This window comes from Lutimaribacter degradans (assembly GCF_023703375.1).
Lineage (GTDB): Bacteria > Pseudomonadota > Alphaproteobacteria > Rhodobacterales > Rhodobacteraceae > Lutimaribacter > Lutimaribacter degradans.
Genome location: NZ_JAMQGO010000015.1, coordinates 24,629 through 50,223, shown reverse-complemented (window position 1 = coordinate 50,223; position 25,595 = coordinate 24,629). Strand labels below are relative to the sequence as shown.

Here is a 25,595-nt window from a genome sequence, read left to right as displayed (position 1 = left end):
CCCTTGCCGCGGGCGCCATGCCTGCGCAAAACTCGGGGCATGAAGGGAATTTTCCGTAGATGGCGTGCCGCTTTGCCCCGCCGCGTGGGGCTGCATCATGACTGATCGGCCGCTGTCATTTTCGCAGCGGCTGGCAGGGTTGGTGCGGCGGATCTACCCGGAGCTGGATGCCGATATCCTGGCCAGCCAGATCCTCGAGGCGTTCTGGCCAGAGGGCAGGCATCGTCGTAAACGCGCCCGCAGGCCAGGCAACAACCTGTGGTCGGAACGCGATGCGATGCTGATCACCTATGGCAACTCGATCCAGGATGGCGCGCACAAACCGCTGGACCTGTTGCACGACTTCCTGCTGCGCCACCTGAAAGGCGTGGTGAACGGGGTGCATATCCTGCCGTTCTTTCCCTTTACCTCGGACGACGGGTTCGCAGTGACCGATTATCGTGCCGTGAATCCACAATTGGGCGACTGGTCTGATATCCGGCGAATCGCGGGTGATTTTCACCTCATGTCGGACCTGGTGTTGAACCATGTCAGCAGCCAGGGCCCGTGGTTCAACGCTTATCGGCAGGGCCAACCGCCTTATGACCGGTTCTTTTTCGAAGCATCGCCCGACGATGACCTTTCGGCGGTCGTGCGACCGCGCACCACCCCCTTGTTGCAAGAGGTCGAAACCAGCACCGGCCCGCGCCATGTCTGGTGCACCTTCAGCCATGACCAGGTCGACCTGGATTTCCGCAACCCCGAGGTGCTGTTGGAAATGCTGCGAATCATCCGTCTGCACCTGGACCAGGGCGTGCGCGTCTTGCGGCTGGATGCGGTGGCCTTTCTGTGGAAGGAGGCGGGCACGCCATCCATACACATGCCACAGACCCATGCCATCGTGCAGTTGATGCGCCTGCTGGCGGACTATGCCACTGAAACCGTGGTTTTGCTGACCGAAACCAACGTACCCAAGACCGAGAACCTCAGCTATTTCGGCAACCGGAACGAGGCGCACGCAGTTTACAATTTTTCGCTGCCGCCGCTGATCTTGCATGCGATGATGGCGGGCACCGCGCGGTATCTCCACCGTTGGCAAGCGACCATGCCGCCGGCGCAACTGGGCTGTGCGTATCTGAACTTTACCGCCAGCCATGACGGAATCGGCATGCGCCCGGCCGAGGGCGTGTTGCCGCCCGATCAAAAGGCGCGGGTGATCGACACGGTGCGCAGCATCGGTGGGCTGGTCTCGATGCGCGCGACGCCGGATGTCGGCGAGGAACCCTATGAACTGAACTGCAGTTGGTTCGAGGCGATGCGCGCCACCTTTTTGGGTGAGGACGCGCATCACATGACGCGGTTCTTGTGCTCGCAAACCATTGTCATGTCGCTGGAGGGTATACCCGCCTTCTACATCCATTCGATGCTGGCCACCCCCAACGATCACGACGCGGTGGGCCGGCGCGGGATGAACAGGGCGATCAACCGCCATCGCTGGGATTACCCCTCGCTACTGGCGCGGCTGGACGATCCGACAAGTCACCAGGCACTGGCACTGGCAGGCATGTCGCGGCTGCTGCGTATTCGTGCACGCCAGCCCGCGTTTCACCCCAATGCGACGCAATTCACCCTGCGCCTGGATGACCGGCTGTTCGGCATCTGGCGGCAAAGCCTGGATCGGCACCAGTCGATCTTTGCCATCCATAATGTCAGCGCCGATACCGTCACCGTCAGCCCCGGGCAGATCAACCTGATAGATGGTGACGACTGGCATGACCTGATCACCGGCGAAACCATCGACCCTGCCGGCCCCGAAATCCCGCTGGCACCCTATCAATGCCGTTGGATCACGAACCGTGGCGGGGATGGCTAGGCAAACTCTTCCTGGTCGGCGATGGTGGCGGCGCGCAGGTCTGACAGGAAATTCGGATCTGCCGAATGCACCCGGCTCCAGGTGGCGATGAAGGGTGTTTCATGCGGGTTGTCCAGGAATACCTGGCCAGCGCGGATGATGTTCTCGGCAAACAGCTCGATCGACTTTTCCTCCTTGTGGCGATCGACCGACAGACCGTTCATCCGCGCGTCGTTGTAATACCCTTCCAGCAAATCGAGCGCGACACGGTAATACGTTGCCTTCAGGGTGCGAAAAACGTTGGGCGTGAACACCGTTCCATCGGCGGCCAGCTTTCGGAAGATTGCCTTGCAGATGTCGGTGGACATCCGGCTGAGGCCCTGGTTCGCGTCCTCGGGCGACAGGGCCTGGTGCTTGTGGTCATAGGCGTCGGAAATTTCGACCTGGCAGACGGATTTGGGCGCCATGTTTCGCCACGCCTCGGAAAGCACGCCGATTTCCAACCCCCAGTCCGACGGGATGCGAAGATCGGGCAGGATGGGCGTGCGCATGGCAAATTCACCGGACAGCGGATAGCGAAAGCTGCGCAGGTAGTCGATGTAATCACGGTCGCCGATCACCCGCTTCAGCGCGATCAGCAGCGGGCTGACCAGCAGGCGTGTGACGCGACCGTTCAGCTTTCCTTCGCCCACGCGGGGGTAAAAGCCCTTGGCCATCTGGTAGGGAAAGGCCGGATTGGCCACCGGGTAGATCAGCCGTGCCAGCATTTCGCGGTCATATGTCAGGATATCGCAATCATGTATCGCCATCACGGTGCTATCGGCACAGGCGATCAGGTAGCCCATGCAGGTCCATACGTTCTTGCCCTTGCCCGGCTCTTGCCGGGCCAACCCCAGCCGATCGAGCCGCGCGCCCAGATCGAGCATCCGGGGGCTGTCGTTCCAGATGACCGTGTGGGTTTGCGGTAGCTGCGAGAAAAACTGCCGCGCGTGGCGGAACTGCGCCTCGTCCGCCTGGTCGAGCCCGATGATGATGCGGTGCAGGTATGGCACCTGCGACAACTCATCCAGGATATGCGCAAGGGCCGGGCCTTCAAGCTCGGAGTATAGGCTGGGCAGGATCAGAGAAATGCGCCGTGTCTGGGCGAAGGTCGACAATTCGTAAGTCAGATCGTCAAGCGATTGCGTGCGCAGGTTGTGCAGCGTGGTAATGTTGCCGTTCTGGTGAAAATCAGCCATCGGTCGGGCTCTCCTTCGTCAGGCCCAGGCGGGCCAGCAGGTCGAATATCGCATGCCCCCAGCCCATGGGGCCGGGGGCATCGGTGCGAATGATACGTCCGGTGGCCTCTCCCGCAAGCGGTGGTAACGCGGGGGCATCGGGGTTTTTCACGATCACGCCGAAATCGGCAGTTTGCAGCATCTCGGTATCGTTCGGGGCGTCGCCCAGGGCCACGGTGGCGCGCGGCTGGTAACGGGCGATCAGCGCGCCCATCCGGTCGGCCTTGGTGCCGGCAAGTGACAGCGTCAGGAACCGCCCGCCCTGTCGTGCGTGCAGCCCGGCCTTCCTTGCTGCATCCAGAAAAGTGGCGAGGCTGGCAGCATCACCTTTCCACAGGCCCGGTTCGCTGAATTGCCGGGCCTTGGCGGCGCGGGCGGCGGTCAGCGGCAGGCCGGTCAGGCGCGCAACCGCTTGCGCCGACATGTCGGCGAACCCATGGAAACCGGGGGGGAGCCTCGCCACTCGCGTGCGAATGTCACGATAGACGCTGTCATCGTCCGTTCCCGCCGTGTCGGCGGGTAAAAGCCCCGCGCCGTTCTCGACGATGGCGGGCCAGGCAGCCAGGCCCATTTCGTTGCGCAGCGGCGCTATTTCAGCCGCGGTCTTGCTGCTGGCGAGCACCACGCCGGCACCAATTTCCGCCAGCGCATCAAGTGCCGGGCGTGCAGGCGCAAAGTCATAGGTTTGGTGATCCAGCAGCGTGCCGTCGAGATCGGAAAAAACCAGCAGCGGCAGAGGATGAATCATCTTCCAAGAATACGCCCTTGTCGTGGTCTGGGCCACGGTGCGGGGTGAGGACCGGCGGGCCTGCGCTGCAAAACCCGCCGGCTTGACTGCTTTTTAGGCGTTTATGTGCCGCTTTTATCGGCTGCCTCGATCTTGTCCTGCGTTTTCGTGTCGAAATCTCCGGCGTCGTGGCGTTCATGAAGCTGTGTATTCAGTTCGCCAAAGGTGCGGTTGACCATGCGGCCACGCTGCACCGCCGGGCGGGCGTTGATCGCCTTGGCCCAGCGCATCACGTGTTCATAGCTTGCAACGTCAAGGAATTCGGCCGCATCGTAAAGACGGCCCAGCACCAACTGCCCATACCACGGCCAGATCGCCATGTCGGCGATGGAATAGTCGCCAACCATGAAATCGCGCCCCTCGAGGTGGCGATTCAGCACGTCAAGTTGGCGCTTGGTCTCCATCGCGAAACGGTTGATCGGATATTCCCATTTCTCGGGCGCGTAGGCGTAGAAATGGCCAAAGCCGCCGCCCAGGTAGGGCGCGCTGCCCATCTGCCACATCACCCAATTCATGCATTCCGTGCGGGCGCGGGTTTCCGTGGGCAGGAACTCTCCGAATTTCTCGGCGAGGTAGAATAGGATCGAAGCGCTTTCGAACACGCGCAAGGGCGGGTCGATCGAATGATCGGCCAGCGCGGGGATTTTCGAGTTCGGGTTGATTTCGACAAAGCCGCTGCCGAACTGGTCGCCTTCGCCAATATTGATCAGCCAGGCATCGTACTCGGCGCCCGAATGGCCCTTGGCCAGTAGCTCCTCAAGCATCACGGTGGCTTTTACGCCGTTCGGTGTGGCCAGGGAATAAAGCTGTAGCGGGTGCTGCCCTACCGGCAGATCCTTGTCATGGGTCGGCCCGGCGATGGGGCGGTTGATACTGGCGAACTTGCCGCCCGATTCCTGTTCCCATGTCCAGACCTTGGGGGGTGTGTACGTGTCGCTCATGGCAGATTCCTGTTTTGCGCGTTGCGTGCAGCAAACAGGAAAACCGGCGTGGCAACAAGGCGCAGCCGATGTGCAGGGCATCACAGGCGCGTGCAAAAAAGCCCCGCCGGTGATGGCGGGGCAGGCAGTCGGTGCCCGCAAGTCAGGACGCGGGACACCGGGCGGTATTCATGTGAAAGAAGCGTTTCAGGCTTCCATTTCCGAACGTATCTGCTGACGCAGCAGGTCGATCGGGATGGTCTTGCCGTCGCGACGGAAATGCCAGTAGGTCCAGCCATTGCAGGAAGGCGCGCCCTCGAACGCGGCGCCGACCTGGTGGATCGAGCCCTTGACCTGGTCGCCTATCAACGTGCCGTCGGCGCGCACCTTGGCAATCTTTCCGCGGGGCGAAAACAACTCTTCGCCCGGGCGCAGCATCCCACGTTCGACCAGTTGACCAAAGGGCACGCGCGGCGCGGCGCGTTTCGACGCCGACACGATCAGCGCCTCGCGATCATAGCGGCGGGTACTGTCGAGGCGCTTTTGCGCAACCTTGCGATAGCCTTCGTCGCGCTCGATCCCGATGAACTCGCGCCCCAGCATCTTGGCCACCGCGCCGGTGGTGCCGGTTCCGAAGAAAGGGTCAAGCACCACGTCGCCGGGGTTGGTGGATCCCACCAGCACGCGATGCAGCAGCGATTCGGGCTTTTGCGTCGGATGTGCCTTGTCGCCGTTGTCATCTTTCAGCCGTTCATGGCCGGTGCAGATCGGCAGCACCCAGTCGCTGCGCATCTGGACACCTTCGTTCAGCGCCTTGAGCGCTTCGTAGTTGAAGGTGTATTTCGCGCCTTCTTCCTTCGAGGCCCAGATCATCGTTTCGTGCGCGTTGGTGAACCGCTTGCCACGGAAATTCGGCATCGGGTTCGACTTGCGCCAGACCACATCGTTCAGGATCCAGAAGCCTGCGTTCTGCAACGCCGCGCCGACCCGGAAAATGTTGTGATACGAACCGATTACCCAAATGGCCCCATTGGGTTTGAGCAATCGGCGCGCCGCCTTGAGCCAGTCTTGGGTGAACTTGTCGTAGGCGGCAAAGGAACTGAACTGGTCCCAGGCATCATCGACCGCGTCCACCTTGGAATTATCCGGGCGGTGCAGGTCGCTGCGCAGTTGGAGATTATAGGGCGGGTCCGCGAAAATCAGGTCAACCGATGCCTCGGGAAGGCTGTTCATCACCTCGATGCAGTCGCCATCCAGAATCGTATTGATAGGGAGCGCACCTGCGCCCGTGTTCTTGGTCATTGTTGTCATCTCTGCCTCTGTCCCCGGCGCATTGGCGCGCTCTGTGGTTGGGCACAAAGATGATTCAAAGCTGATTCGTGGTCAATTTCTTTTTTGAATCAGCCACTTACACATTTGTCTTGATACAATATATTGTGTACCGGCTTGAACGAACGTCTATGGTGTGGGGTGACCCCAAGATTTCGGAGTGCCGCCTTGTGGTTTTTTGATGGATAGCCCGCGTTGGTTTCCCATCCATAGCCGGGGAACTGTTGCGCCAAATCCCGCATCACCTGATCGCGCCATATTTTTGCCATGATCGAGGCCGCGGCAATGCTGACCGAAAGCGTATCTCCCTTGACCAAGGGCGTGGCCGGAATGACCAGGTCGCGGGGGATCATGTTGCCGTCGATCAGCAGGTGGTCGGGTGGTTCCGGCAGAGCGGCGACGGCGCGTTCCATTGCCAGGTGGCTGGCACGCAGGATGTTGATCTGGTCGATCTCGGCAACGCTTGCCTGCCCAATTCCGACCTGTGCCACGTCGTGAATAATCTCACTTAACGCGGCGCGGCGTTTTGCGCTAAGCTGTTTTGAATCGCGCAGGCCCTCGGGAATATGGGCCGGGTCCAATACAACGGCCGCGGCCACGACGGGGCCGGCCAGTGGGCCGCGCCCCACCTCGTCGACGCCGGCGATACGATTGGCACCATGCGCGCGAGCGGCGTTTTCAAAGGAGAGGTCAGGCAGTTTCATTGCCTGAACAGATTGCGCGGATTGACCCGGCGGGCAAGTCGAAAGCGGGGCGCAGGCGCCCCGCATGGTTCGACCGCGGCTCAGTAACGGGCCGTGCGGTAGCCACGATCGCGCAGGCAGCTTTCGCGGAAATAGATCTGGTTGTAGCGGTGTCCGCGGCCCCGCGTCTCGACCATGCAGGCATTTGGCAGGTTGCGCGCAGTTATGCGGTGATCGGCCAGGCAGCGGCCGGAAAAAGCGCGGTAATCCCTGTGGCGGGACCGCACATTCACCAGGCATTCGCGCGGCAGCAGGCTTGCCTTCCTGACGTGGTCGGGCAGGGGCCGAGGCCGGATCGGCCCGGTAACATGGCCGTGCTTGGGCCAGGTGCCTTGGCGGCTCACTTCGGCTTCGTGGCGGCGGTCGTTGCGGTTTTCAATGGTCTTGGCGATGATGGCCAGCGCCGCGATGCCGGCCAGCGCCTTGGCGATATCCTCGCCATCTGCGCGGGCGGGAACGGCGGTCAGGCCGGTAACGGCGAGTGCGCCGACCAGGATGGTGGCAATGAATCTGCGGGACATGGGGGCTCCTTTTCATTTGGCCGGGCCACCCGTCACGGGGTGCCCTGTTGCGACGTGAAAAGGTTGGGGCACACGCGCCCGGACAGGCAATAACGCCCGGCTGTTATCGGATATCATCGGCGTAAACCCCTTTGGATATTGAATATCGCAAGGTGTGCGCCCATTGTCGCTGCATGAGACCTGTCATGGCCCTTACCGCAGTTTTAATGACGCTGGCGCTGCCTGCGCAGGCAGCCTGCTATGCCGATTACAAGGCACGGCGCGACAACCCGCTTGAACTGCATTATGGCGTGGCGCAGATCTCCGAGCCTTGCACCCGCGCCAATGCCGAGGCGCAACTGGCGGCGCGCCTGCAACGTGACGGCTGGCGGCTGTTGAATGTCTTGCAGGTGTTCGACGATGGCGGGCTGGACAGCCGGCGCGGCGCGGCGGGGCAATTCTTCCTGCGCTACTAGGGCCTGTTCCCGTTCTGCCGCTGGTGCGCCGCAAAACCTGGCTTGTGGCCCCTTTCTTTCCGGCGCGGCATGAAGGGTCTAGTGGTGCGACATTCTGTTGGGTCAAACTTGGCGCAAGGTATCGCCGCGGTCGATGGTCGGCGTCAGCGTGGCAATATTTTCCACCTCTTCCGCCGGCTCTGCCGTGCGCCCGACGATGATCCGGGCCGCGCGTTCGCCGATTTCGGCGCGGCAGGCGTCCATCGTGGCCAGCCGCCGTGGCAACCCTTGCAGCAACTCGACGCCGTTGAACCCCGCCAGGCCGATGCGGCCCGGAATGTCATAGCCCTGTTCAAGCAGCCAAAGCATTCCGCCTGCGCCGATCAGGTCGTTGGAATAGTAAAGAAAGTCCAGGTCAGGCGTGCGTGCCATCATGTCGGCCGTCATCTCGCGCCCCTTGGCCAGCGCCGATCCGCCCGAGTAAAACTCCTGGTCCGCGATTTCCACGCCACCCTTGGCCAGCGCCTGGGTAAAGCCCTCGAACCGTTTGCGTGCGCGATGGTCGAGCGCCATTTTCGTACCCATGAAGCCGATACGACGATAGCCCGCCTTAAGGATCGCCTCGCCCATTTCGCGACCTGCCCGGCGGTGGCTGATGCCGACCATCGCGTCAACGGGGGTGCCGTCGGTGTCCATGATCTCGACCACCGGAATACCACTGGCCCGCAGCATGGCGCGGCTTGCATCCGAATGCTCCAGCCCCGCGATGATGATCCCCGAGGGCCGCCAGGACAGCATTTCATAAAGAACCTTTTCTTCCTTTTCGGGAAGGTAGTCGGTGATACCCACGACAGGTTGCAGTGGCGTATCTTCAAGGACGCGGTTGATGCCGGTCATCACCTCGGGAAAAACCATGTTCGACATCGACGGTATGATCACCGCAACCAGGTTGACTCTTTGGCTGGCAAGCGACCCGGCGATGCGGTTGGGCACATAGCCCAGCGTTTTCGCCGCCCTGAGCACCTTTTCACGGGTTGCCGCGCTGACATCGCCACGGTTGCGCAACACGCGGCTGACGGTCATTTCACTGACGCCCGACGCTTCGGACACGTCACGCAAGGTCAGGGGGCGGTTGAACGGGCGCGACATGTTTTGGCAATGTCCTGTTTTCTCGATTACCCAAGTGTTAGCTTGAACCGGGTCTCTTGTTCAAGCTGGGCTGGGCGGCTAAGAAAAGCGGCGTGGCCCCGTGGCTCAACCGGATAGAGCAGCCCCCTCCTAAGGGGCAGGTTGCAGGTTCGAATCCTGCCGGGGTCGCCAACTTGTAAACCTGACCGCCAGCCAGGGCGCAGCGACAGGCGTGCAACACGCCGTCCTTGTGGCTGTCGACCGGCTTGAGCCCCGCGTTTCCGGGGCAGAAAATTATCGAGAACCCGCGAGAAAGCCTGCCGCCGGTGTGATCGGGATGCGACGCGCGAACATCGTTCTGGGGCGGCGGGCTATGCCAACCACCAAGATCAAGCCGCCCCGAGGGCGCTCAAGATCAATGAAATACGAATGATCAGTGGTGAGCCGTGCAGGATTCGAACCTGCGACCCACTGATTAAAAGTCAGTTGCTCTACCAACTGAGCTAACGGCCCACTAGGCGCGCTATCTAGAAAGTGCGGTGGCGGGGGTCAACCCCGAAACGACAGCTTTTTCATTGGCCGTCTGGATTCATGCCCGCACGGGGCGTATATGCGCGCCATGAACGCGCGACAGACAGATATCCCTTTCATGAAGATGCACGGACTCGGCAACGATTTCGTGGTCATTGATGCGCGCGCAGATGCGCTGGCGGTTACCCCTGCGACGGTGCGGGCAATGGCGGATCGGCACCGTGGTATCGGGTTCGACCAACTGGCAGTTATGCAAGCGGCGCGGGATGCCGATGTGCACCTGGTGTTCTACAATGCCGATGGTTCGGTTTCGGCGGCGTGCGGCAATGCCACGCGCTGTATTGCGCGGCACCTGATAACGGAAACCGGCCACCCCGAGCTGACACTTACCACCGACCGTGGTGCATTGACGGCGCGGGACGCGGGCGGCGGGCTGACATCGGTCAACATGGGGCACGCCATGACACGTTGGAACGAAGTGCCCCTGGCGCGCGAAATGGATACACTGGAGCTTCCTATCGAGGGCGGCCCGACGGCCACGTCGATGGGCAACCCGCATTGCACCTTTTTCGTTAAGGACGCTGGTTCTATCGACTTGGCAGCGCAAGGCCCCTTGATCGAGCGTCACCCGCTTTTCCCCGAGCGTACGAACGTGCAATTCGCACATGTCGTTGCGCCCGACGTGCTGCAGATGCGCGTGTGGGAAAGGGGCACGGGTATCACGCTTGCATCGGGCTCGTCTTCTTGTGCCACGGCCGTGGCGGCGCATCGGCGCGGTTTGACCGGCCCCGAGGTGACCATCCGCCTCGACGGGGGCGAGATCGCGATTCGCATTGCCGAGGATGGTGTCTGGATGACCGGGCCCACGGCGCATGTTTTCGATGGCGTATGGCGGGGATAAGCGATGTCGGTACCGCCAAAATTCACCACGTTGGGCTGTCGGTTGAATGCCTATGAAACCGAGGCGATGAAAGACCTCGCCGCGCAGGCGGGGCTTGAGGGCGCTGTTGTCATAAATACCTGCGCCGTCACGGCCGAAGCCGTGCGCAAGGCCAGGCAGGAGATTCGCAAGCTGCGCCGCGACAACCCCGCGGCGCGGATCATCGTCACCGGATGCGCAGCACAGACAGAACCTGAAACCTTTGCCGCGATGACCGAGGTCGACCATGTCATCGGGAACAGCGAAAAGATGGCGCCCGAAACCTGGACGCGCCTGGCTCCCGATTTCGTCGGCGACACGCCGCGCGTGCAGGTCAACGACATCATGTCGGTGACCGAGACGGCCGGCCACCTGATCGACGGGTTCGGCACGCGCTCGCGGGCCTATGTCCAGGTGCAGAACGGCTGCGATCATCGGTGCACCTTTTGCATTATCCCCTACGGCCGGGGCAACTCACGCAGCGTGCCCGCCGGCGTGGTGGTGGACCAGATCAAGCGGTTGGTGGATTCAGGCTATAACGAGGTGGTGCTGACCGGGGTCGATCTGACCAGCTGGGGCGCGGATCTGCCGTCGCGGCCGCATTTGGGTGACCTGGTGATGCGCATCCTGCGGCTGGCGCCCGACCTGCCGCGCCTGCGCATATCCTCGATCGATTCGATCGAGGCGGATGAGAACCTGATGCAGGCGATCGCGACCGAACCGCGCCTGATGCCGCATCTGCATCTGTCGCTTCAGCATGGCGACGACCTGATTCTGAAGCGGATGAAACGCCGGCACTTGCGCGACGATGCGATCAGGTTCTGCGAAGAGGCCCGCGCGCTGCGCCCCGATATCACCTTCGGTGCCGACATTATCGCGGGCTTTCCCACCGAAACCGAGGCGCATTTTGAAAATTCACTGCGCCTTGTCGATGAGTGCGACCTGACCTGGCTGCATGTCTTTCCCTATTCGGCCCGCCCCGGCACGCCCGCCGCACGCATCCCGCAAAAGGTGAACGGATCGGTGATCAAGGATCGCGCGGCCCGGCTTAGGGCGGCCGGCGATGCACAGGTGGCCCGACACCTTGCCGGTCAACATGGGCGGCGGCATCACATCCTCATGGAAAACCCGCGCATGGGGCGGACCGAACAATTCACCGAGGTGCGGTTCGGCAGCGATCAACCCGAGGGGCAGATCGTGACGGCGCTTATCACCGGGGCCGAGGGCCAGCAGCTTTTGGCGGGCTGACGGCCCTTTGGAAACTGCGCGATTCGGCACTGTAACCGCGCGGCGTCCCACGCTAGTTTCGCCACTGAAAAGGAGCCCGCCCATGCACCCGAACCCCGCCTTTCGCCAAACTGGAACAGAGCGCAACATCACCTTTGCCCGTTCGCAAGGATTTGGAATGTTGGCAGTTTCGACGCCCGAGGCGCCGCTGATCAGCCACATACCGTTCCTGCTGAACGAAGCGGGAACCGAGGCCACGTTTCACCTTGTACGGTCGAACCCGATCTGCCGGCTGGTGGGGGAGGGCGTTCCGGCCCGCCTGGCGGTGATCGGGCCAAATGGTTACATCTCGCCTGATTGGTATGAAATGGATGACCAGGTTCCGACGTGGAACTATGTCGCGGTCCACCTGATCGGGCGCATGGAACAGCTGTCGGCAGACAGCCTGCACCCCATGCTTGACGAGCTGTCGGAATGGTTCGAGGCCACGCTGGACCCAAAGCCGCGGTGGCGCACCGAGAAGATGCCCAAGGACGCGATGGCGCGGATGATGCGCCATATCCTGCCATTTCGACTGGTGGTAAACGAAATCGACAGCACCTGGAAACTGAGCCAGAACAAACCCGAGGCGGCGCGCCTGGCTGCGGCCCGGGCCTTGTCAGCGCATGACCGGGATTTGGCCGAAATGATGAGCGACCCGCCAGACGACTAGGCCATTGCATTGCGCCCCAAGCGGGATAACCTGCGCGGGCAACAAGCAAGGAAGACCGGCATGAAACTGATTTCGTCCCCCGCCTCGCCCTATGCGCGCAAGGCACGCGTGTTGATTCACGAGGCCGGGTTGGCCGACCAGGTTCAAGAGGTGCCGGTCAAGACCACGCCAATGGCCACCGATAGCAGCGTGGCCGCGGCCAATCCGCTGGGCAAGATCCCGGCGCTGCTGCGCGACGAGGGCCCGGCCATCTATGACAGCCGGGTGATCTGCCGTTTTCTTGATACCCATGCCAGTGCCGGTTTGTACCCCGACAGCCGCATCTGGGAGGTGCTGACGCTTGAGGCGACAGCCGACGGTATCCTCGATTCCGCCATCAGCATGGTCTATGAACGCCGCTTCCGCCCCGAGAACATGCAATCCGAAGATTGGGTCGAGGCGCAGTGGGCCAAGGTGTCGCGTAGCCTGGATGCGCTGGGCAAGATATGGATAAGTCACCTGAGCGGGCCGCTCGACATGGGCCAGATCGCCCTTGGCTGTGCCCTTGGCTATCTTGATTTCCGTCACGGTGACCGGGGCTGGCGGCAGGGTCGCGGTGCGTTGGATGACTGGTTCGCCGCCTTTTCCGAACGCCCGGCGATGCAGGCGACCACACCCGGCGATTGAACAGGCCAAGAGCGTGCCTGCGGCAATCTTTCCCTTGAGAGTGCCCCGCGCGCCCCTAAACATTATCCCAAGCGTGGTTGAGCCGCCCTGCATGCAGGGCGCTTTGCCCGTCTTGCGGACCGATGCGTGCAGGCATGTAAACTGCGCGTCATTGTCCGCTGGACTGCAAGGGAAAGCACGGTTAAACACGCGCACGGAATTGGCTGCACCCCATGCGGCCCCACCCGCATTGGCCGGTATCGGCTGAAGAAGGAGAGAACCTCGTGTCCCACGCAGAAGATCACGAAGGCACCCGCAGAGATTTCCTCTACTACGCCACAGCTGGCGCAGGTGCCGTTGCCACCGGTGCGGCCGTCTGGCCGCTGGTCAACCAAATGAACCCGTCGGCCGACGTGCAAGCCCTCAGCTCGATCCGCGTCGACGTGTCGGGCGTTTCCGAAGGCTCGCAGCTGTCGGTCAAATTTCTGGGCAAGCCCGTATTCATCCGCCGCCGCACCCCCGAAGAGATCGAGGCGGCGCGCGCGGTCGATATGGACGCACTGCCCGACCCGCTTTCGCAGAACCCCAACAAGCCCGGAACCGATGCAAGCGACGCCAATCGCGCCATGGACGATGCGGGTGAATGGTTGGTCATGATCGGTGTCTGCACCCACCTGGGCTGCGTTCCGATCGGGAACGGCGCCGGTGATTTCGGCGGCTGGTTCTGCCCCTGTCACGGCTCGCACTATGACGAGGCCGGTCGCATTCGCAAGGGCCCCGCGCCCCGCAACCTTGATATTCCCGTCGCCGCTTTCGTCGACGAGACGACGATTCAACTGGGATAAGGAAACGCGCACATGTCCGGAATTCCGCACGATCATTACGAGCCGCAGACCGGTGGCGAAAAGTGGCTGCACAGCCGCTTGCCCATCGTCGGGCTGCTCTATGACACTATCATGATCCCCACCCCCAAGAACCTGAACTGGATGTGGATCTGGGGTATCGTTCTGACCTTCTGCCTGGCCTTGCAGATCATCACCGGCATCGTTCTGGTGATGCACTACACGCCGCATGTCGACATGGCGTTTGCCAGCATCGAACACATCATGCGCAATGTGAATGGCGGGCACATGCTGCGGTATCTGCACATGAACGGCGCTTCGCTGTTCTTCGTTGCCGTTTACCTGCACATTTTCCGCGGCCTTTACTACGGGTCTTACAAGGCCCCGCGAGAGGTGACGTGGATCATCGGCATGCTGATCTACCTGATGATGATGGGCACAGCCTTCATGGGTTATGTTCTGCCCTGGGGTCAGATGTCGTTCTGGGGTGCAACTGTCATCACGGGCCTGTTTGGTGCCATTCCCTTTATCGGTGAGCCGATCCAGACTTGGTTGCTGGGTGGCCCGGCCGTGGATAACGCCACGCTGAACCGCTTTTTCTCGCTCCACTACCTGCTGCCCTTCGTGATCGCGGCGCTTGTTGCCGTTCATATCTGGGCCTTCCACACCACGGGCAACAACAACCCCACCGGGGTCGAGGTGCGCCGCGGTTCCAAGGAAGAGGCCGAGAAGGACACCGTGCCTTTCTGGCCCTATTTCGTGATCAAGGATCTGTTCGCGCTGGCCGTGATACTGGCGGTGTTCTTTGCCATTGTCGGTTTCATGCCCAACTACCTGGGCCACCCCGACAACTACATCGAGGCAAACCCGCTGGTGACGCCCGCGCATATCGTGCCTGAATGGTACTTCCTGCCGTTCTACGCTATCCTGCGCGCCTTCACCTCGGACGTGTGGATCGTGATGTTCGCAAGCTGGATCACCGGCGGCATCATCGACGCCAAGTTCTTTGGCGTGCTGGCGATGTTCGGCGCGATTGCCGTGATGGCGCTGGCACCCTGGCTGGATACCAGCCGCGTGCGTTCGGGCCGGTATCGCCCGATGTTCAAGTGGTGGTTCTGGCTGCTGGCCCTCGACTTCATGGTACTGATGTGGCTGGGCGCCATGCCCGCGGAAGAGCCTTATGCAACCTTCTCGCTTATCGCGTCGGCCTATTGGTTCGCCTACTTCCTGGTGATCCTGCCGCTGCTTGGCGTGATCGAGAAGCCGCAGGAACAACCGGCGACCATCGAGGAAGATTTCAATGCCCATTACGGCAAAGCTGGCACTCCGGCCGAATAAGAAAGGATCACGGAAGATGCTGAAAAAACTTGCGATCTCCGCAACCGCAGCCTTGGCCCTTTCGGCCGGGGCGGCGTCTGCCGCGGGCTCCGACGGTCATGTCGAGGACTTCAAATTCTCCTTCGAAGGCCCGTTCGGCGCTTTTGACCAGAACCAGCTTCAACGCGGGCTCAAGGTCTACACCGAGGTTTGTTCGGCCTGCCACGGCCTGCAATACGTGCCACTGCGCACGCTGGCAGACGAAGGTGGGCCGAGCTTCACCGAGGACCAGATGCGTGCCTATGCCGAGCGGTACGAGGTCTACGACGCCGAGCTGGACGATTACCGCCCCGCGAAGCCGACCGATCACTTCCCCGAATCGGGCGACCCCAACGCACCCGACCTCAGCCTCATGGCCAAGGCGCGCGCCGGGTTCCACGGGCCCTACGGCACCGGCCTGAACCAGTTGTTCAAAGGCATGGGCGGTGCGGAATACATCGCCTCGATCCTGACCGGCTATACCGGCGAGGAAAAGGAAGAAGCCGGTACGCTGTTTTACGAGAACACCGCCTTCCCCGGTGGTTGGATCGCGATGGCCCCGCCGCTTTACGAAGAAGCGGTTGAATACGACGATGGTCATTCGAACTCGATTCATCACATGGCGCAGGACGTCTCCGCATTCCTGATGTGGACGGCAGAGCCCAAGATGATGGCGCGTAAACAGGCCGGTTTCGTCGCTGTTCTGTTCCTCGTGGTACTGTCGGTGCTGCTGTACCTGACGAACAAGCGGATCTGGGCGCCGGTCAAGGGCAAGAAAACCCACTGACCCCTGGCCCGATTGATAAACGACGAACCCCGCGCTTCGGCGCGGGGTTTTTTCATTTCGGCCTCAGCCGCCCAGGTAGGCGCGCAGACCGGGCGGAGGGTTGTCCAACAAGGTGATGGTATCGACAGGCGCTTCGGCGCGGCCCGCATCCACCACGATGGTCTGGGGGCAGATGCGGCGCGCATCACCCGGATCGTGGCTGACCATGAGCAGGGTCGCGCCTGTCTCGTCCAGAACCCGGGACACAAGGTCAAGCATTTCGGCCTTCAACGCAGGCCCCAGCGCGGCAAAAGGTTCATCCAGCAGGATCATCGGCTTCTTCTGAACCAGAACGCGCGCAAGTGCCGCGCGCCCTTGTTGCCCGCCAGACAATTGGCCGGGGCGCCGCGCGCCCATGCCTGCCAGGCCCACGCTCTCCAGCGCCGCATCGACCTGCGCGCGTTCTGTCGAATTCAGGCGCAGGTCGGGGCGCAGGCCCAGCCCGACATTCTGTGCCACGGTCAGGTGCGGGAACAGGTTGTTATCCTGAAACAGCATGGCCACCGGCCGCAAGGCAGGGGCGGCAAGGCTTATATCCGTGCCGTGCCAACCGATGCGGCCCCCGGCCAATGGCAGGAACCCCGCCAACGCGTTCAGCAGGGTCGATTTGCCCGACCCGCTGGGGCCGATAACCGCGACGCGCGCACCGGCATCCACCGCCATATCGGCGCGCAGGGTGAAATCGCCCTGAACGATCCGAACGTCGTCAAACCGCAGCATGGTGGCGCCCCCCACGGTCGAACAACCAGAACAGCGACAGGCTGAGGACCAGCAGCAGCAGGCCCGCGCCCGCTGCCGCCTGCATTTGATAGGCCCCCATAAGGCGCAGGATCTGTAGAGGAAGCGTGGCGTTGTCGGCATCGGCGAACAACGCGATCACCCCCAGGTCTCCCATCGCCAGCGCGGCGGTAAGCCCGGCGGCAAAGCCCAGAACGGTGCGCAGACGCGGCAGGATCAGCCATCGCAACCTGGCGATGCCCACCATCCCCAGCGAGGTGGCCAGCCGGCCATGGGTGGCCTCGACCTCGCGCAGGCGCGGCAAGATCACCCGCATGGCAAAAGGCAGGGCCATCACCGCGTTCACAACTGCCGTCACCCCCAGCGCAAGGCGCGCCGGGTCGATCCAGGGATTGACCAGCAGGAACAACCCGGTGCCGATCACCAGCGGTGAAATTGCCAGGCCCAGCAGGCCCACCCCCTCAACCCAGCCATGGCGCAGGGCAATCGCGGCAAGCGAAAGCGCCATCACCAGGCATAGTGCCGTTGCTGTCAGCGCAACGCCCAGCGATACGCCGGCGGCGCGCCAAACCTGGGCCGGCATCTCGGAAAGGCCGGCCACTCCACGCCAACCGATCGCTGCAAGCGGAGTCAGCAGGAACAGCGCACCGAGAAAGATCAACGCCGCATCCTGCGCGCGCAACAGGGGGATTTCTGCCTCCCACCGGCGGTGGACACGGTCCAGCCCCGCGCCAAACCCGGTCACCCCGCCCGCGCGTAACGCAAGCGCGGCTGCCGCCATCACAAGCCCCATCTGCATGACCGCAAGCACCGCCGCGCGGCCCAGGTCGAAATCGAAATGAAACGCCTGGTAGATCGCAAGCTCCAGCGTCGTGGCACGTGGTCCGCCACCAAGGGTCAGCGCCACCGCAAAGCTGGAAAGGCACAGCGCAAAGACGATAAGCGTCGCCCCCGGCAGCACCTCGCGCAGCATCGGCCGTTCCAGTACGCGCAGTACCGTGCCGGGGGTCATGCCCAAACTGGCGGCCAGGCGAAACCGCTCGGCCGGGATGGCCTGCCAGCCCTGCAAAATCATCCGCGTCGCCAGCGGCAGGTTGAAGAACACATGCGCCAGCACAACCCCGTGCAGACCATAGATCTGCACGCGCGGCAGATCCAGAAATGCCAGCGTATCGTTCACGATGCCGCCGCGCCCGAACACCGCCAATAGGCCAAGAACTGCCACGATCACCGGCAGGATGAAGGGCGCGCCCAACAGCGTGATCAACGCCCCGCGCCCGGGAAAGCGCCGCCGCGCCAGCGCGCGCGCCAAAGGCACCGCCAACACGACCGATAAAAGGGCTGACAGAACCGCCTGCACCACCGTGAAGCGCAGGGCCTCCATGTCTGCCGGGCCTGGCCAACCGCCCCCGCCGGCGCGCCATGCCACCGCCGCCAGCGGCCCCAGAAGGAACAGCAAAAGCAAAAGCCCGGCCATCCGGCCGGGCCAAAGCGGCAATGGTGTGCCGCCCCTCACCTCAGCGGGCCAGCGCTGCTTGCCACTCGGCAATCGCCTGGTCACGCAGGGCCGCGGCCTTGTCCGCATCGAGCAGCAGTGCTGTTTCCGGTGTAATCAGCGTGTCGAACCCGTCTGGCAGCCCGTCGGCGGGCGTTTTGGCGGGATACATCCAGTTGGTCGTGGGGATCACGCCCTGGAACGCATCGGTCAACATGAACTCCAAAAACTGGTCGGCCAATTCTGCTTGGTCGGTTCCGGCCAACTTGGCAGCAACCTCGACCTGCATGTAATGCCCTTCGGACATCGGCACCGCCTTCTTGCCGGAATCGTCTTCGGCAATCAGGTGATAGGCAGGCGATGTGGTGTACGACAGAACCATGTCGGCCTCGCCCTCCAGGAACAGGCCATAAGCCTCGGACCAACCGGGGGTGACCGTAACGATGTTGTCGGAAAGCCCCTCCCAGATTTCAGCGGCCTGGTCGCCATAGGCCGATTTTACCCACATCACCAAGCCCAACCCGGGGGTCGAACTGCGCGGATCCTGGATGACGATGCTGGTGTCGCTTTGCCCTAGCGCGCGAAAATCGCCGGGGGCGTCGAAATCGGCATTTGCCACGAAGGCGAAATATCCCCAGTCAAAGGGCAGGAAGGTGTCATCATCCCATTCCACCGGCATGTCGAAGGCGGCCGTTATTCCATGCGGATCGAACAACCCGGTGTCACGCGCGGCGGTCATCAGGTTGGTGTCGAGGCCGAGAACGATGTCGGCCTTGGTTCTTGCGCCTTCCAACCGCAGGCGCGACAACAGCGCGGCACCGTCGCCCGCCCCCACGAATTGCAGGTCGCAGCCGCATTCTGCCTCGAACGCCTGTTCGATCTGCGGGCCAGGGCCCCAACCCGACACGAAGCTGTCATAGGTATAGACTGTCAGAACCGGGCGGTCCTGCGCGCTGGCCATCGTGGCGGTTGCGATCAGTGTGCTGGCGAGCATCAGGTGGTGCATGGCATCCTCGTTGTCAGCTTCGGACGGGGTGAAAGCCTTGGAGGATGATCCAAACCTTCCCTCCGCCGGTGTTAGCCGGTTCAGGTTCAACGGGTTCGCGGAAACGCATCTCAGCCCCTGTTCGCAGGGCACCCCGAGGTGGGTCTGACGGTAATGTTTCGCCTTGGCCAGTTCAAGGGGTGGTGACCGGCGCGGGAATCGGTTTACCTTGCTCTCACGACAGGGGCGCCCCCGATTACGCGGGGCTGAGATGAACCCTTTGAACCTGAACCAGATCATGCTGGCGGAGGAAGTCGTGGTTGCGCCCGGTTCGGGCGGCCCGTCCTGCGCCATGAAAGGACGGACAATGAAAGAGTGTGGCGCTTACCTTGAAACGATGCGGGCCAACGCGCCCTTGGTGCAGAACATCACCAATTACGTCGCCATGAATGTCATGGCCAACGTCTTGCTGGCGGCGGGCGCGTCACCGGCCATGGTGCATGATGCCGGCGAAGCAGGCGAATTTGCCCGGATCGCGCAGGCGCTGACGGTGAATATCGGCACGCTCAGCCCCCATTGGCTGCGCGGGATGGAGGCGGCAGCGCAGGTCGCTCACGATACCGGCACCCCTTGGGCGCTTGACCCCGTCGCGGTCGGTGCAACCGCGATGCGCCGCGATGCGGGCGCGCGGCTGTTGGCGTTGAAGCCGACGGTCATTCGCGGCAACGCGTCCGAGATTCTGGCGCTGGCCGGGGCCGAGGCCGCGGGCAAGGGTGCTGATGCCGCCGACAGCGTGACCGCCGCCGAAGGCGCCGCGCGTGACTTGGCGCGTGCCACCGGCGCCGTGGTGGCCGTGACCGGGGCTCAGGATTACGCAACGGACGGGGAAGCAGGCTATCGCGTCGATAACGGCCATGCGCTGATGCCCAGGATCACCGTGATGGGCTGCTCGCTGACCGGCGTCGTCGGCGCGTTCCTGGTTGGGCAGAGCCCGTTATCGGCAACCGTGGCGGCGCTGGCCTATTACGGGTTGGCGGGCGAACGCGCGGGTGCGCAGGCCGCGGGCCCTGGCAGCTTCCAGCCTGCGTTTCTCGATGCGCTGTATGCCCTGACGCCACAAGAGGTAACAGCAGGCGCAAGGGTCACGCGAGCATGATCTATTTCGTTACCCCGGATGGCTGCGACGATGCGCTGGTACGGGCGGCCTTGGTCGGCGGCGCGGGCATGATCCAGATCCGCGACAAAACGGCCACCGACGCCGAGATGGTAGCCCAGGCCCGCCGCCTGTTGCCGCTTTGCCGCGATGCGGGTGTGCCGTTGATCATCAATGACAGGCTGTCGGTCGCGCTGGAAAGCGGAGCGGACGGGCTGCACATGGGGCAAGGCGACGGCGACCCGGCACAGGCGCGCGTGGCCCTTGGCACGGGCGTGCACCTGGGCCTGTCGATCGAAACGGCCGCGCAACTGGCCGCCATGCCCGCCGGAGCGATCAGCCTGATCGGGGCAGGGCCTGTGCATGCAACTTCCACGAAACCCGACCATGCCGCGCCGCTGGGGCTGGATGGGTTGGCTCACCTCGTTGCGCAATCGGCGGTGCCCGCCGTGGCCATCGGCGGCGTCGGTTTGCCCCATATCCCGGCGCTGAAACAGGCAGGATGCGCTGGCATTGCCGTAGTGTCGGCGATCGCGTCCGCGCCCGATCCCGAAACAGCAACCCGCGAACTGGTTACCGCATGGAGGTACGCATGATCCCCAATATCCTGTCCATCGCAGGCTCAGACCCTTCGGGCGGGGCCGGAATACAGTCCGATATCAAGGCGATAAGCGCGAATGGCGGGTACGCGATGGCCGCGATCACCGCGTTGACCGTGCAGAATACGCGTGGCGTGCGCGGGGCCCAGATGATACCGCCCGATTTCGTGGCCGATCAGATCAATGCTGTATTCGACGATATCCGCGTCGATGCCGTGAAGATCGGGATGCTGGGCAGCGCCGAAATCACGGGTGCCGTTGCCGGCGCGCTGGTCGGGCGTGACGTGCCCGTGGTTCTGGACCCGGTCATGGTGGCCAAGGGGGGCGACCGCCTGCTGGCCGCCGACGCGGTGGCCGCGCTGCGTGACCGGCTGTTGCCCATCGCGACGATCCTCACCCCGAACCTGCCCGAGGCGGCGGACCTGCTGGACGAGCCCGAGGCCGAAAACCGCGACGACATGCAGCGGCAAGCCAAGGCCCTGTTGGCACTTGGCCCCCGTGCCGTGCTGCTGAAAGGCGGGCACCTTGCGGGCGGGCACAGCCCCGACCTGCTGCTGACAGCGCACGGGGCTGACTGGCTGGAAAGCCCGCGCATCGACACCCGCAACACTCACGGCACGGGGTGCACCCTGTCTTCGGCGCTGGCCACGCAGCTTGCACACAAGGGCGATCCGCTGCCGGCGGCCCGCGCGGCCAAGGAATATATCCATGCCGCCATCGCGGCGGCGGACGGGTTGCAGGTGGGTGGCGGGCACGGCCCGGTCGATCATTTTCACGCGCTGCGGTGACATCGCCGACAATTGCGCGAGGCCCGGCAATCGGGTAACCCGGGCCTGACCACAGCCAAGGATCGCCGCCCCATGTCGCTCAACTCGTTCGGCCACATCTTCCGTGTCACCACCTGGGGCGAAAGCCACGGGCCCGCACTGGGCGCCACGGTGGATGGCGTGCCCCCGGGGGTCGCCGTGAACGAGGTGCAGTTGCAGCACTGGCTGGACCGGCGCAAGCCGGGCCAGTCGAAATACACCACCCAGCGGCGCGAAGCAGACCAGGTGCGGATATTGTCGGGCGTGTTCGAGGGCCAGACCACCGGCACACCCGTGCAGTTGATGATCGAGAATACAGACCAGCGGTCGAAAGACTATTCCGAGATCGCCGAGAAATTCCGCCCCGGCCATGCCGATATTACCTATTGGCAGAAATACGGAATCCGTGACTATCGCGGTGGCGGGCGGTCTTCGGCGCGTGAAACGGCGTCGCGCGTGGCGGCGGGCGGGCTTGCGCGCGCGGCGCTGGCAAGCCTGGTGCCGGGTCTTCAGATCACCGGGTACATGACCCAGGTCGGCCCGCACGGAATCGACCGCACCAGAATGGACATGGGCCAGGTCGACGAAAACCCGTTCTGGTGCCCCGATGCACAGGCGGCCGAAGAATGGGCGGACTACCTGGGTGGGCTTCGTAAATCCGGCAACTCGGTCGGCGCGATGATCGAGGTTGTCGCGCGTGGTGTGCCCGCGGGCCTTGGCGCACCGGTTTATGGCAAGCTCGATACCGACCTGGCCGCCGCGATGATGAGCATCAACGCCGTCAAGGGCGTGGAGATCGGCGAAGGCATGGCGGCAGCCATGCTCACGGGCGAGGAAAACGCCGACGAGATTTTCATGGGTAATGACGGCCAGCCTGTCTATTCGTCGAACCACGCGGGCGGCATCCTGGGCGGGATCAGCACCGGGCAGGATGTCGTCGTGCGCTTTGCCGTCAAGCCCACCAGCTCCATCCTGAAACCGCGCCAGACCATTACCAAATCCGGCGAGGCGACGGAAATCGTTACCAAGGGTCGTCATGACCCATGCGTGGGCATCCGCGCCGTTCCGGTGGGCGAGGCAATGATGGCCTGCGTGCTGCTGGATCACCTGCTGTTGCATCGCGGCCATGTCGGGGAAAACCGGGGCCGTATCGGGTGAGCGAACTGCGCGACAGCCTGCGCGCCGTCGCGGTTGCGGAAATGGACGCGGACAGCGCGCATGACCTTGCCCACCTGGATCGTGTCTGGGCCAATGCGCTTGTAATCGCGCGGGCCGAGGGCGGCGCGGACATGAATGTTCTATGTGCCGCCGCCTACATGCATGACCTGGTGAACCTGCCCAAGGATGCACCCGACCGGGCCCTGGCGTCGAGTTTTGCGGCGCGGGCGGCGGCACCGCATCTTGCCGCGCTGGGGATGGCGCCCGGCCGTGTCGCCGCCACCCAGCATGCCATCAGGGCGCACAGCTTTTCCGCCGGTATCCCGCCCGAAACGCGCGAGGCAAGAATCCTGCGCGATGCTGACAGGCTGGATGCGCTGGGGGCGATCGGTATCGCGCGCGCTTTTGCCGTGGCGGGCGGGCTGGATCGTGCGTTGTACGATGCGGATGACCCGTTCGCCGCCGGGCGAAAGCCGGATGACCGCGCCTTTGCACTGGATCACTGGCCAATCAAGCTGTTGCGCCTGCCCGAGGAAATGGGCACCGTCACGGGCCGCGAGATGGCGCAGGCGCGGGTCGCCACGATGCGCCGTTTCGCCCGCGATCTTGCCGTAGAAATCGGGCATGACGCCGACGGCTGGGCCGAAGATGCCTGAGGTTCTGGGCATTGTCTTTCCCATTTTCGCGGCCGCGGCGCTGGGGTTCGGATTGGTGCGTTTCGCGGTGTTCAACACCGCCGACATGCATGTTCTGGGCCGGTATGTTCTGAACATTGCGCTGCCCGCGCTGTTATGTGGCGCCGTCGCGCGCCGGGATATGGCCGAGGTTCTGAACCTCGGCTACCTGTGGGTTTTCGCGCTTGGCGGGCTGGCCACGATCGCGCTGGTTTACCTGTTCGTCTGGCTCAAGGGGGTTGGCCCGGCGCGGCGGGCCGTGGCGGTGATGGGGGCATCGTGCCCCAATTCGGGCTACGTGGGCTTTCCGGTGATGCTGCTGGTCTTTCCCGACCTGGCGGGGGTGATCCTCGCGCTGAATTTCCTGGTCGAGAATGTCCTTTTGATCCCGCTTTGCCTGTTGTTGATGGACTTGGCCCGCCCAGGCAAGGACCGATCGTTTCTGCGGGTTCTGGGCGGCGTGGTCCTGGGTCTATTGAAGCGTCCGATGGTGCTGGGCCTGTTGGCCGGCTTCGCCATTTCGCTGTCGGGGCTGGGCTTGCCCGCACCGGTGCTGCGCACGCTCGATATGCTGGCGGCGTCGTCCTCGGCGTTGGCGTTGGTGGTGATCGGCGGCTCGCTGGCCGGGCTGCCCGTGGCGGGTGACAAGGTCTTGGCCAGCCAGATCGCGCTGGCCAAGCTGGTGCTGCATCCGGCGCTTGTAGCGGGTGCGCTGGTCACCCTGCCTTTGCTTGGCCTGCCTGTGCCCGAGGGGGCGCTGGCCACCGCGGTCGTGCTGTCGGCGGCCATGCCGATGCTTGGCATCTACCCGATCCTCGCGCAGGACCATGGCCAGCAGGCGCTGGCATCACTATCGCTGTTGCTGGCCACTGTCGGCGCGGCCTTCACGTTGACATTGCTGCTGGCGTGGCTGGTCTAGGCACGGAACCCTTCGGGAATGGAATCTTTGCCATCCAGCACCAGCTCGGCCATCACCTGCGCCACCTTGGGCGCCATTCCGAACCCGATCTTGAAACCGCCATTGGCGATGAACTGCCCGGCGTATAACGGATGCGCCCCCAGCACCGGCGCGCGGCTCTTCGAGCGGGGCCGCACCCCGGCCCAGCGTTCGATCACGGGCGCGTCACGCAGGGCGGGGACGGCGGCGCGCGCCTTGTCCAGAACGACATCCAGTTGTGCATCGGTGCCCGAGGGGGTGTCATAGTCACGTTCACTGGTCGAGCCTATGGCCAGGGTGCCATCGGCATGGGGCACGATATGCACGCCGTCCACGAACAATTGTGGCGCCTCGCGCCGATCGAGCCGAACCAGTGCCGCCTGGCCCTTGACCCCGTTGCCGAAGGCGGCGCCGGTGGCTTGGCTGATCTCTTCCAGGCCGGCGACGCCGGTGGCGTGGATCACCGCGCCCTCATGCGCGCCGCCAGGCATCACTTCGACCCCGTGCGCGGTCAGTGCGGCGACCAACGCGGCGCAGGCGCGGCGCGGGTGCATCCGGGCGGTCAGCGTGTCGTGTATGACCCAGCCGGTCGGCGTTCGGGGCGCCCAGTCGCCCATGTCATCCGCGCGCTTTACCTGCCAGACCGCGCGGCCTTGCCACAAGGTATCCGCGCCCTTTGCGCGGGCGTGCGCCAATTCCAGCGCGCGGTCATCCATAACCGGCTGCACCCGCCCCAACCGTGCATAGCCCGGATCGGTGCCGCCCGTTGCGGCGACCTCGGCCCAGAAGCCTTCGGCCATCAAAAGACTGTCGAGTTGAAATGCCTTCTTCTCGTTCCAGTTTTCCGGCACATGCGGCGCCAGCGCGCCCACTAGGCCACCACTGCTGCCGGCGCCGGGCCCGTGCGGGTCGATCACGCGCACCCGTGCCCCGCGCCTTGCGCAGGCCCATGCGATTGACAGGCCGAAAATGCCCGCCCCGCGCACTGTCACGTCCACCATTGCCAATGCCCTCGCCCCGGT

Annotated in this window: 27 protein-coding genes, 2 tRNA genes and 2 riboswitches; of the genes, 17 read left to right on the top strand and 12 right to left on the bottom strand. The window is 63.6% G+C overall.

Features of this window, described 5'->3' with window-relative positions:
- The first annotated feature begins 97 nt into the window (after positions 1-97).
- Positions 98-1,852 carry a sugar phosphorylase gene (locus M8744_RS16290; protein WP_251419737.1) on the top strand — a complete coding sequence of 585 codons (1,755 nt, stop codon included), beginning with the start codon at positions 98-100 and terminating at the stop codon, positions 1,850-1,852.
- On the opposite strand, the gene M8744_RS16285 is transcribed toward M8744_RS16290, so the two are convergent.
- The 3 genes from M8744_RS16285 to yghU all read right to left on the bottom strand — a co-directional run bounded on the left by M8744_RS16285 (position 1,849) and on the right by yghU (position 4,836).
- The gene (locus tag M8744_RS16285) at positions 1,849-3,069 is read right to left on the bottom strand and encodes a glycosyltransferase family protein (protein WP_251419735.1); all 1,221 of its coding nucleotides are present in this window, start codon (positions 3,067-3,069) and stop codon (positions 1,849-1,851) included. The genes M8744_RS16290 and M8744_RS16285 overlap by 4 nt on opposite strands.
- Complete coding sequence (locus M8744_RS16280) at positions 3,062-3,856, bottom strand: HAD-IIB family hydrolase (RefSeq protein WP_251419733.1); 795 nt, start codon at positions 3,854-3,856, stop codon at positions 3,062-3,064. The genes M8744_RS16285 and M8744_RS16280 overlap by 8 nt, the downstream gene beginning before the upstream one ends.
- Before the next feature lie 101 nt (positions 3,857-3,957).
- Complete coding sequence (gene yghU, locus M8744_RS16275; protein ID WP_251419731.1) at positions 3,958-4,836, bottom strand: glutathione-dependent disulfide-bond oxidoreductase; 879 nt, start codon at positions 4,834-4,836, stop codon at positions 3,958-3,960.
- Here yghU and M8744_RS16270 point away from each other — a divergent pair.
- Positions 4,835-5,053: a hypothetical protein gene (locus M8744_RS16270; RefSeq protein ID WP_251419729.1), complete on the top strand. Its 219-nt coding sequence runs from the start codon at positions 4,835-4,837 to the stop codon at positions 5,051-5,053. The genes yghU and M8744_RS16270 overlap by 2 nt on opposite strands.
- On the opposite strand, the gene M8744_RS16265 is transcribed toward M8744_RS16270, so the two are convergent.
- The 3 genes from M8744_RS16265 to M8744_RS16255 all read right to left on the bottom strand — a co-directional run bounded on the left by M8744_RS16265 (position 5,023) and on the right by M8744_RS16255 (position 7,408).
- Positions 5,023-6,126, bottom strand: coding sequence for a site-specific DNA-methyltransferase (locus tag M8744_RS16265; RefSeq protein WP_251419727.1), 1,104 nt, complete (start codon positions 6,124-6,126; stop codon positions 5,023-5,025). The two genes, M8744_RS16270 and M8744_RS16265, sit on opposite strands and share 31 nt — an antisense overlap.
- 89 nt (positions 6,127-6,215) lie before the next feature.
- Entirely contained in the window at positions 6,216-6,848 is a 633-nt protein-coding gene (gene rnhB / locus M8744_RS16260; RefSeq protein WP_251419725.1) for a ribonuclease HII, read from the bottom strand.
- A gap of 80 nt (positions 6,849-6,928) precedes the next feature.
- Positions 6,929-7,408, bottom strand: coding sequence for a hypothetical protein (locus M8744_RS16255; protein WP_251419723.1), 480 nt, complete (start codon positions 7,406-7,408; stop codon positions 6,929-6,931).
- 173 nt (positions 7,409-7,581) lie between these two features.
- Here M8744_RS16255 and M8744_RS16250 point away from each other — a divergent pair, with 173 nt between their 5' ends.
- Positions 7,582-7,863 (top strand): hypothetical protein, encoded by a 282-nt coding sequence (locus tag M8744_RS16250; RefSeq protein WP_251419721.1) that lies wholly within the window; start codon positions 7,582-7,584, stop codon positions 7,861-7,863.
- A gap of 102 nt (positions 7,864-7,965) precedes the next feature.
- On the opposite strand, the gene M8744_RS16245 is transcribed toward M8744_RS16250, so the two are convergent.
- Positions 7,966-8,991 (bottom strand): LacI family DNA-binding transcriptional regulator, encoded by a 1,026-nt coding sequence (locus M8744_RS16245; protein WP_251419719.1) that lies wholly within the window; start codon positions 8,989-8,991, stop codon positions 7,966-7,968.
- Between the two features lie 94 nt (positions 8,992-9,085).
- On the opposite strand from M8744_RS16245, the gene M8744_RS16240 reads away from it, so the two are divergent.
- Positions 9,086-9,162: transfer RNA gene (locus M8744_RS16240), tRNA-Arg, on the top strand.
- Between the two features lie 245 nt (positions 9,163-9,407).
- Here M8744_RS16240 and M8744_RS16235 read toward each other — a convergent pair.
- Positions 9,408-9,483 (bottom strand) — tRNA-Lys (locus M8744_RS16235).
- A 97-nt stretch (positions 9,484-9,580) separates the two neighbouring features.
- Here M8744_RS16235 and dapF point away from each other — a divergent pair.
- From dapF to M8744_RS16200, 7 genes are all read left to right on the top strand, one after another.
- Entirely contained in the window at positions 9,581-10,402 is an 822-nt protein-coding gene (gene dapF / locus M8744_RS16230; RefSeq protein WP_251419717.1) for a diaminopimelate epimerase, read from the top strand.
- Positions 10,403-10,405: 3 nt separating this feature from the next.
- Complete coding sequence (gene mtaB / locus M8744_RS16225) at positions 10,406-11,668, top strand: tRNA (N(6)-L-threonylcarbamoyladenosine(37)-C(2))-methylthiotransferase MtaB (protein ID WP_251419715.1); 1,263 nt, start codon at positions 10,406-10,408, stop codon at positions 11,666-11,668.
- 82 nt (positions 11,669-11,750) lie between these two features.
- Complete coding sequence (locus M8744_RS16220; RefSeq protein WP_251419714.1) at positions 11,751-12,359, top strand: FMN-binding negative transcriptional regulator; 609 nt, start codon at positions 11,751-11,753, stop codon at positions 12,357-12,359.
- A gap of 60 nt (positions 12,360-12,419) precedes the next feature.
- Positions 12,420-13,025 (top strand): glutathione S-transferase, encoded by a 606-nt coding sequence (locus tag M8744_RS16215; protein ID WP_251419712.1) that lies wholly within the window; start codon positions 12,420-12,422, stop codon positions 13,023-13,025.
- Between the two features lie 263 nt (positions 13,026-13,288).
- Positions 13,289-13,849 carry a ubiquinol-cytochrome c reductase iron-sulfur subunit gene (petA, locus tag M8744_RS16210; protein WP_251419710.1) on the top strand — a complete coding sequence of 187 codons (561 nt, stop codon included), beginning with the start codon at positions 13,289-13,291 and terminating at the stop codon, positions 13,847-13,849.
- 12 nt (positions 13,850-13,861) lie between these two features.
- On the top strand, positions 13,862-15,184 hold the full coding sequence (gene petB / locus M8744_RS16205; RefSeq protein ID WP_251419708.1) for a cytochrome b: 1,323 nt from the start codon (positions 13,862-13,864) through the stop codon (positions 15,182-15,184).
- A 16-nt stretch (positions 15,185-15,200) separates the two neighbouring features.
- Complete coding sequence (locus M8744_RS16200) at positions 15,201-15,989, top strand: cytochrome c1 (RefSeq protein ID WP_251419707.1); 789 nt, start codon at positions 15,201-15,203, stop codon at positions 15,987-15,989.
- Positions 15,990-16,052: 63 nt separating this feature from the next.
- Here the strand turns inward: M8744_RS16200 and M8744_RS16195 are convergent, their stop codons facing one another.
- The 3 genes from M8744_RS16195 to thiB are packed head-to-tail and all read right to left on the bottom strand — an operon-like array spanning position 16,053 to position 19,267.
- Positions 16,053-16,748, bottom strand: a complete 696-nt coding sequence (locus M8744_RS16195; RefSeq protein ID WP_251419705.1) for a thiamine ABC transporter ATP-binding protein — start codon at positions 16,746-16,748, stop codon at positions 16,053-16,055.
- Entirely contained in the window at positions 16,735-18,243 is a 1,509-nt protein-coding gene (locus M8744_RS16190; protein WP_251419703.1) for a thiamine/thiamine pyrophosphate ABC transporter permease ThiP, read from the bottom strand. The genes M8744_RS16195 and M8744_RS16190 overlap by 14 nt, the downstream gene beginning before the upstream one ends.
- Before the next feature lie 40 nt (positions 18,244-18,283).
- Complete coding sequence (gene thiB, locus M8744_RS16185) at positions 18,284-19,267, bottom strand: thiamine ABC transporter substrate binding subunit (RefSeq protein ID WP_251419701.1); 984 nt, start codon at positions 19,265-19,267, stop codon at positions 18,284-18,286.
- Between the two features lie 40 nt (positions 19,268-19,307).
- Positions 19,308-19,413, bottom strand: a riboswitch (TPP riboswitch).
- Between the two features lie 65 nt (positions 19,414-19,478).
- Positions 19,479-19,576: riboswitch (TPP riboswitch) on the top strand.
- A gap of 37 nt (positions 19,577-19,613) precedes the next feature.
- Here thiB and thiM point away from each other — a divergent pair.
- From thiM to M8744_RS16155, 6 genes are all read left to right on the top strand, one after another.
- Positions 19,614-20,402 (top strand): hydroxyethylthiazole kinase, encoded by a 789-nt coding sequence (gene thiM, locus M8744_RS16180; RefSeq protein ID WP_251419754.1) that lies wholly within the window; start codon positions 19,614-19,616, stop codon positions 20,400-20,402.
- The gene (gene thiE, locus M8744_RS16175; protein WP_251419699.1) at positions 20,399-20,995 is read left to right on the top strand and encodes a thiamine phosphate synthase; all 597 of its coding nucleotides are present in this window, start codon (positions 20,399-20,401) and stop codon (positions 20,993-20,995) included. Before thiM ends, thiE begins: the two co-directional genes overlap by 4 nt.
- On the top strand, positions 20,992-21,786 hold the full coding sequence (gene thiD, locus M8744_RS16170; protein WP_251419697.1) for a bifunctional hydroxymethylpyrimidine kinase/phosphomethylpyrimidine kinase: 795 nt from the start codon (positions 20,992-20,994) through the stop codon (positions 21,784-21,786). The genes thiE and thiD overlap by 4 nt, the downstream gene beginning before the upstream one ends.
- 72 nt (positions 21,787-21,858) lie before the next feature.
- Entirely contained in the window at positions 21,859-22,962 is a 1,104-nt protein-coding gene (aroC, locus tag M8744_RS16165) for a chorismate synthase (RefSeq protein WP_251419695.1), read from the top strand.
- Complete coding sequence (locus M8744_RS16160; protein ID WP_251419693.1) at positions 22,959-23,618, top strand: HD domain-containing protein; 660 nt, start codon at positions 22,959-22,961, stop codon at positions 23,616-23,618. The genes aroC and M8744_RS16160 overlap by 4 nt, the downstream gene beginning before the upstream one ends.
- Positions 23,611-24,555, top strand: a complete 945-nt coding sequence (locus M8744_RS16155; protein WP_251419691.1) for an AEC family transporter — start codon at positions 23,611-23,613, stop codon at positions 24,553-24,555. The genes M8744_RS16160 and M8744_RS16155 overlap by 8 nt, the downstream gene beginning before the upstream one ends.
- Here M8744_RS16155 and M8744_RS16150 read toward each other — a convergent pair.
- The gene (locus M8744_RS16150) at positions 24,552-25,574 is read right to left on the bottom strand and encodes an NAD(P)/FAD-dependent oxidoreductase (protein ID WP_251419689.1); all 1,023 of its coding nucleotides are present in this window, start codon (positions 25,572-25,574) and stop codon (positions 24,552-24,554) included. The two genes, M8744_RS16155 and M8744_RS16150, sit on opposite strands and share 4 nt — an antisense overlap.
- Positions 25,575-25,595 lie beyond the last annotated feature (21 nt).

Bases quoted from the DNA above. Each gene is read 5' to 3' on its own strand.
- M8744_RS16290 (WP_251419737.1), top strand. From the start codon at position 98: ATGACTGATCGGCCGCTGTCATTTTCGCAGCGGCTGGCAGGGTTGGTG.
- M8744_RS16285 (WP_251419735.1), bottom strand. From the start codon at position 3,069: ATGGCTGATTTTCACCAGAACGGCAACATTACCACGCTGCACAACCTG.
- M8744_RS16280 (WP_251419733.1), bottom strand. From the start codon at position 3,856: ATGATTCATCCTCTGCCGCTGCTGGTTTTTTCCGATCTCGACGGCACG.
- M8744_RS16270 (WP_251419729.1), top strand. From the start codon at position 4,835: ATGGCAGATTCCTGTTTTGCGCGTTGCGTGCAGCAAACAGGAAAACCG.
- yghU (WP_251419731.1), bottom strand. From the start codon at position 4,836: ATGAGCGACACGTACACACCCCCCAAGGTCTGGACATGGGAACAGGAA.
- M8744_RS16265 (WP_251419727.1), bottom strand. From the start codon at position 6,126: ATGACAACAATGACCAAGAACACGGGCGCAGGTGCGCTCCCTATCAAT.
- rnhB (WP_251419725.1), bottom strand. From the start codon at position 6,848: ATGAAACTGCCTGACCTCTCCTTTGAAAACGCCGCTCGCGCGCATGGT.
- M8744_RS16255 (WP_251419723.1), bottom strand. From the start codon at position 7,408: ATGTCCCGCAGATTCATTGCCACCATCCTGGTCGGCGCACTCGCCGTT.
- M8744_RS16250 (WP_251419721.1), top strand. From the start codon at position 7,582: ATGAGACCTGTCATGGCCCTTACCGCAGTTTTAATGACGCTGGCGCTG.
- M8744_RS16245 (WP_251419719.1), bottom strand. From the start codon at position 8,991: ATGTCGCGCCCGTTCAACCGCCCCCTGACCTTGCGTGACGTGTCCGAA.
- dapF (WP_251419717.1), top strand. From the start codon at position 9,581: ATGCGCGCCATGAACGCGCGACAGACAGATATCCCTTTCATGAAGATG.
- mtaB (WP_251419715.1), top strand. From the start codon at position 10,406: ATGTCGGTACCGCCAAAATTCACCACGTTGGGCTGTCGGTTGAATGCC.
- M8744_RS16220 (WP_251419714.1), top strand. From the start codon at position 11,751: ATGCACCCGAACCCCGCCTTTCGCCAAACTGGAACAGAGCGCAACATC.
- M8744_RS16215 (WP_251419712.1), top strand. From the start codon at position 12,420: ATGAAACTGATTTCGTCCCCCGCCTCGCCCTATGCGCGCAAGGCACGC.
- petB (WP_251419708.1), top strand. From the start codon at position 13,862: ATGTCCGGAATTCCGCACGATCATTACGAGCCGCAGACCGGTGGCGAA.
- M8744_RS16200 (WP_251419707.1), top strand. From the start codon at position 15,201: ATGCTGAAAAAACTTGCGATCTCCGCAACCGCAGCCTTGGCCCTTTCG.
- M8744_RS16195 (WP_251419705.1), bottom strand. From the start codon at position 16,748: ATGCTGCGGTTTGACGACGTTCGGATCGTTCAGGGCGATTTCACCCTG.
- M8744_RS16190 (WP_251419703.1), bottom strand. From the start codon at position 18,243: ATGGCCGGGCTTTTGCTTTTGCTGTTCCTTCTGGGGCCGCTGGCGGCG.
- thiB (WP_251419701.1), bottom strand. From the start codon at position 19,267: ATGCACCACCTGATGCTCGCCAGCACACTGATCGCAACCGCCACGATG.
- thiM (WP_251419754.1), top strand. From the start codon at position 19,614: ATGAAAGAGTGTGGCGCTTACCTTGAAACGATGCGGGCCAACGCGCCC.
- thiE (WP_251419699.1), top strand. From the start codon at position 20,399: ATGATCTATTTCGTTACCCCGGATGGCTGCGACGATGCGCTGGTACGG.
- thiD (WP_251419697.1), top strand. From the start codon at position 20,992: ATGATCCCCAATATCCTGTCCATCGCAGGCTCAGACCCTTCGGGCGGG.
- aroC (WP_251419695.1), top strand. From the start codon at position 21,859: ATGTCGCTCAACTCGTTCGGCCACATCTTCCGTGTCACCACCTGGGGC.
- M8744_RS16155 (WP_251419691.1), top strand. From the start codon at position 23,611: ATGCCTGAGGTTCTGGGCATTGTCTTTCCCATTTTCGCGGCCGCGGCG.
- M8744_RS16150 (WP_251419689.1), bottom strand. From the start codon at position 25,574: ATGGTGGACGTGACAGTGCGCGGGGCGGGCATTTTCGGCCTGTCAATC.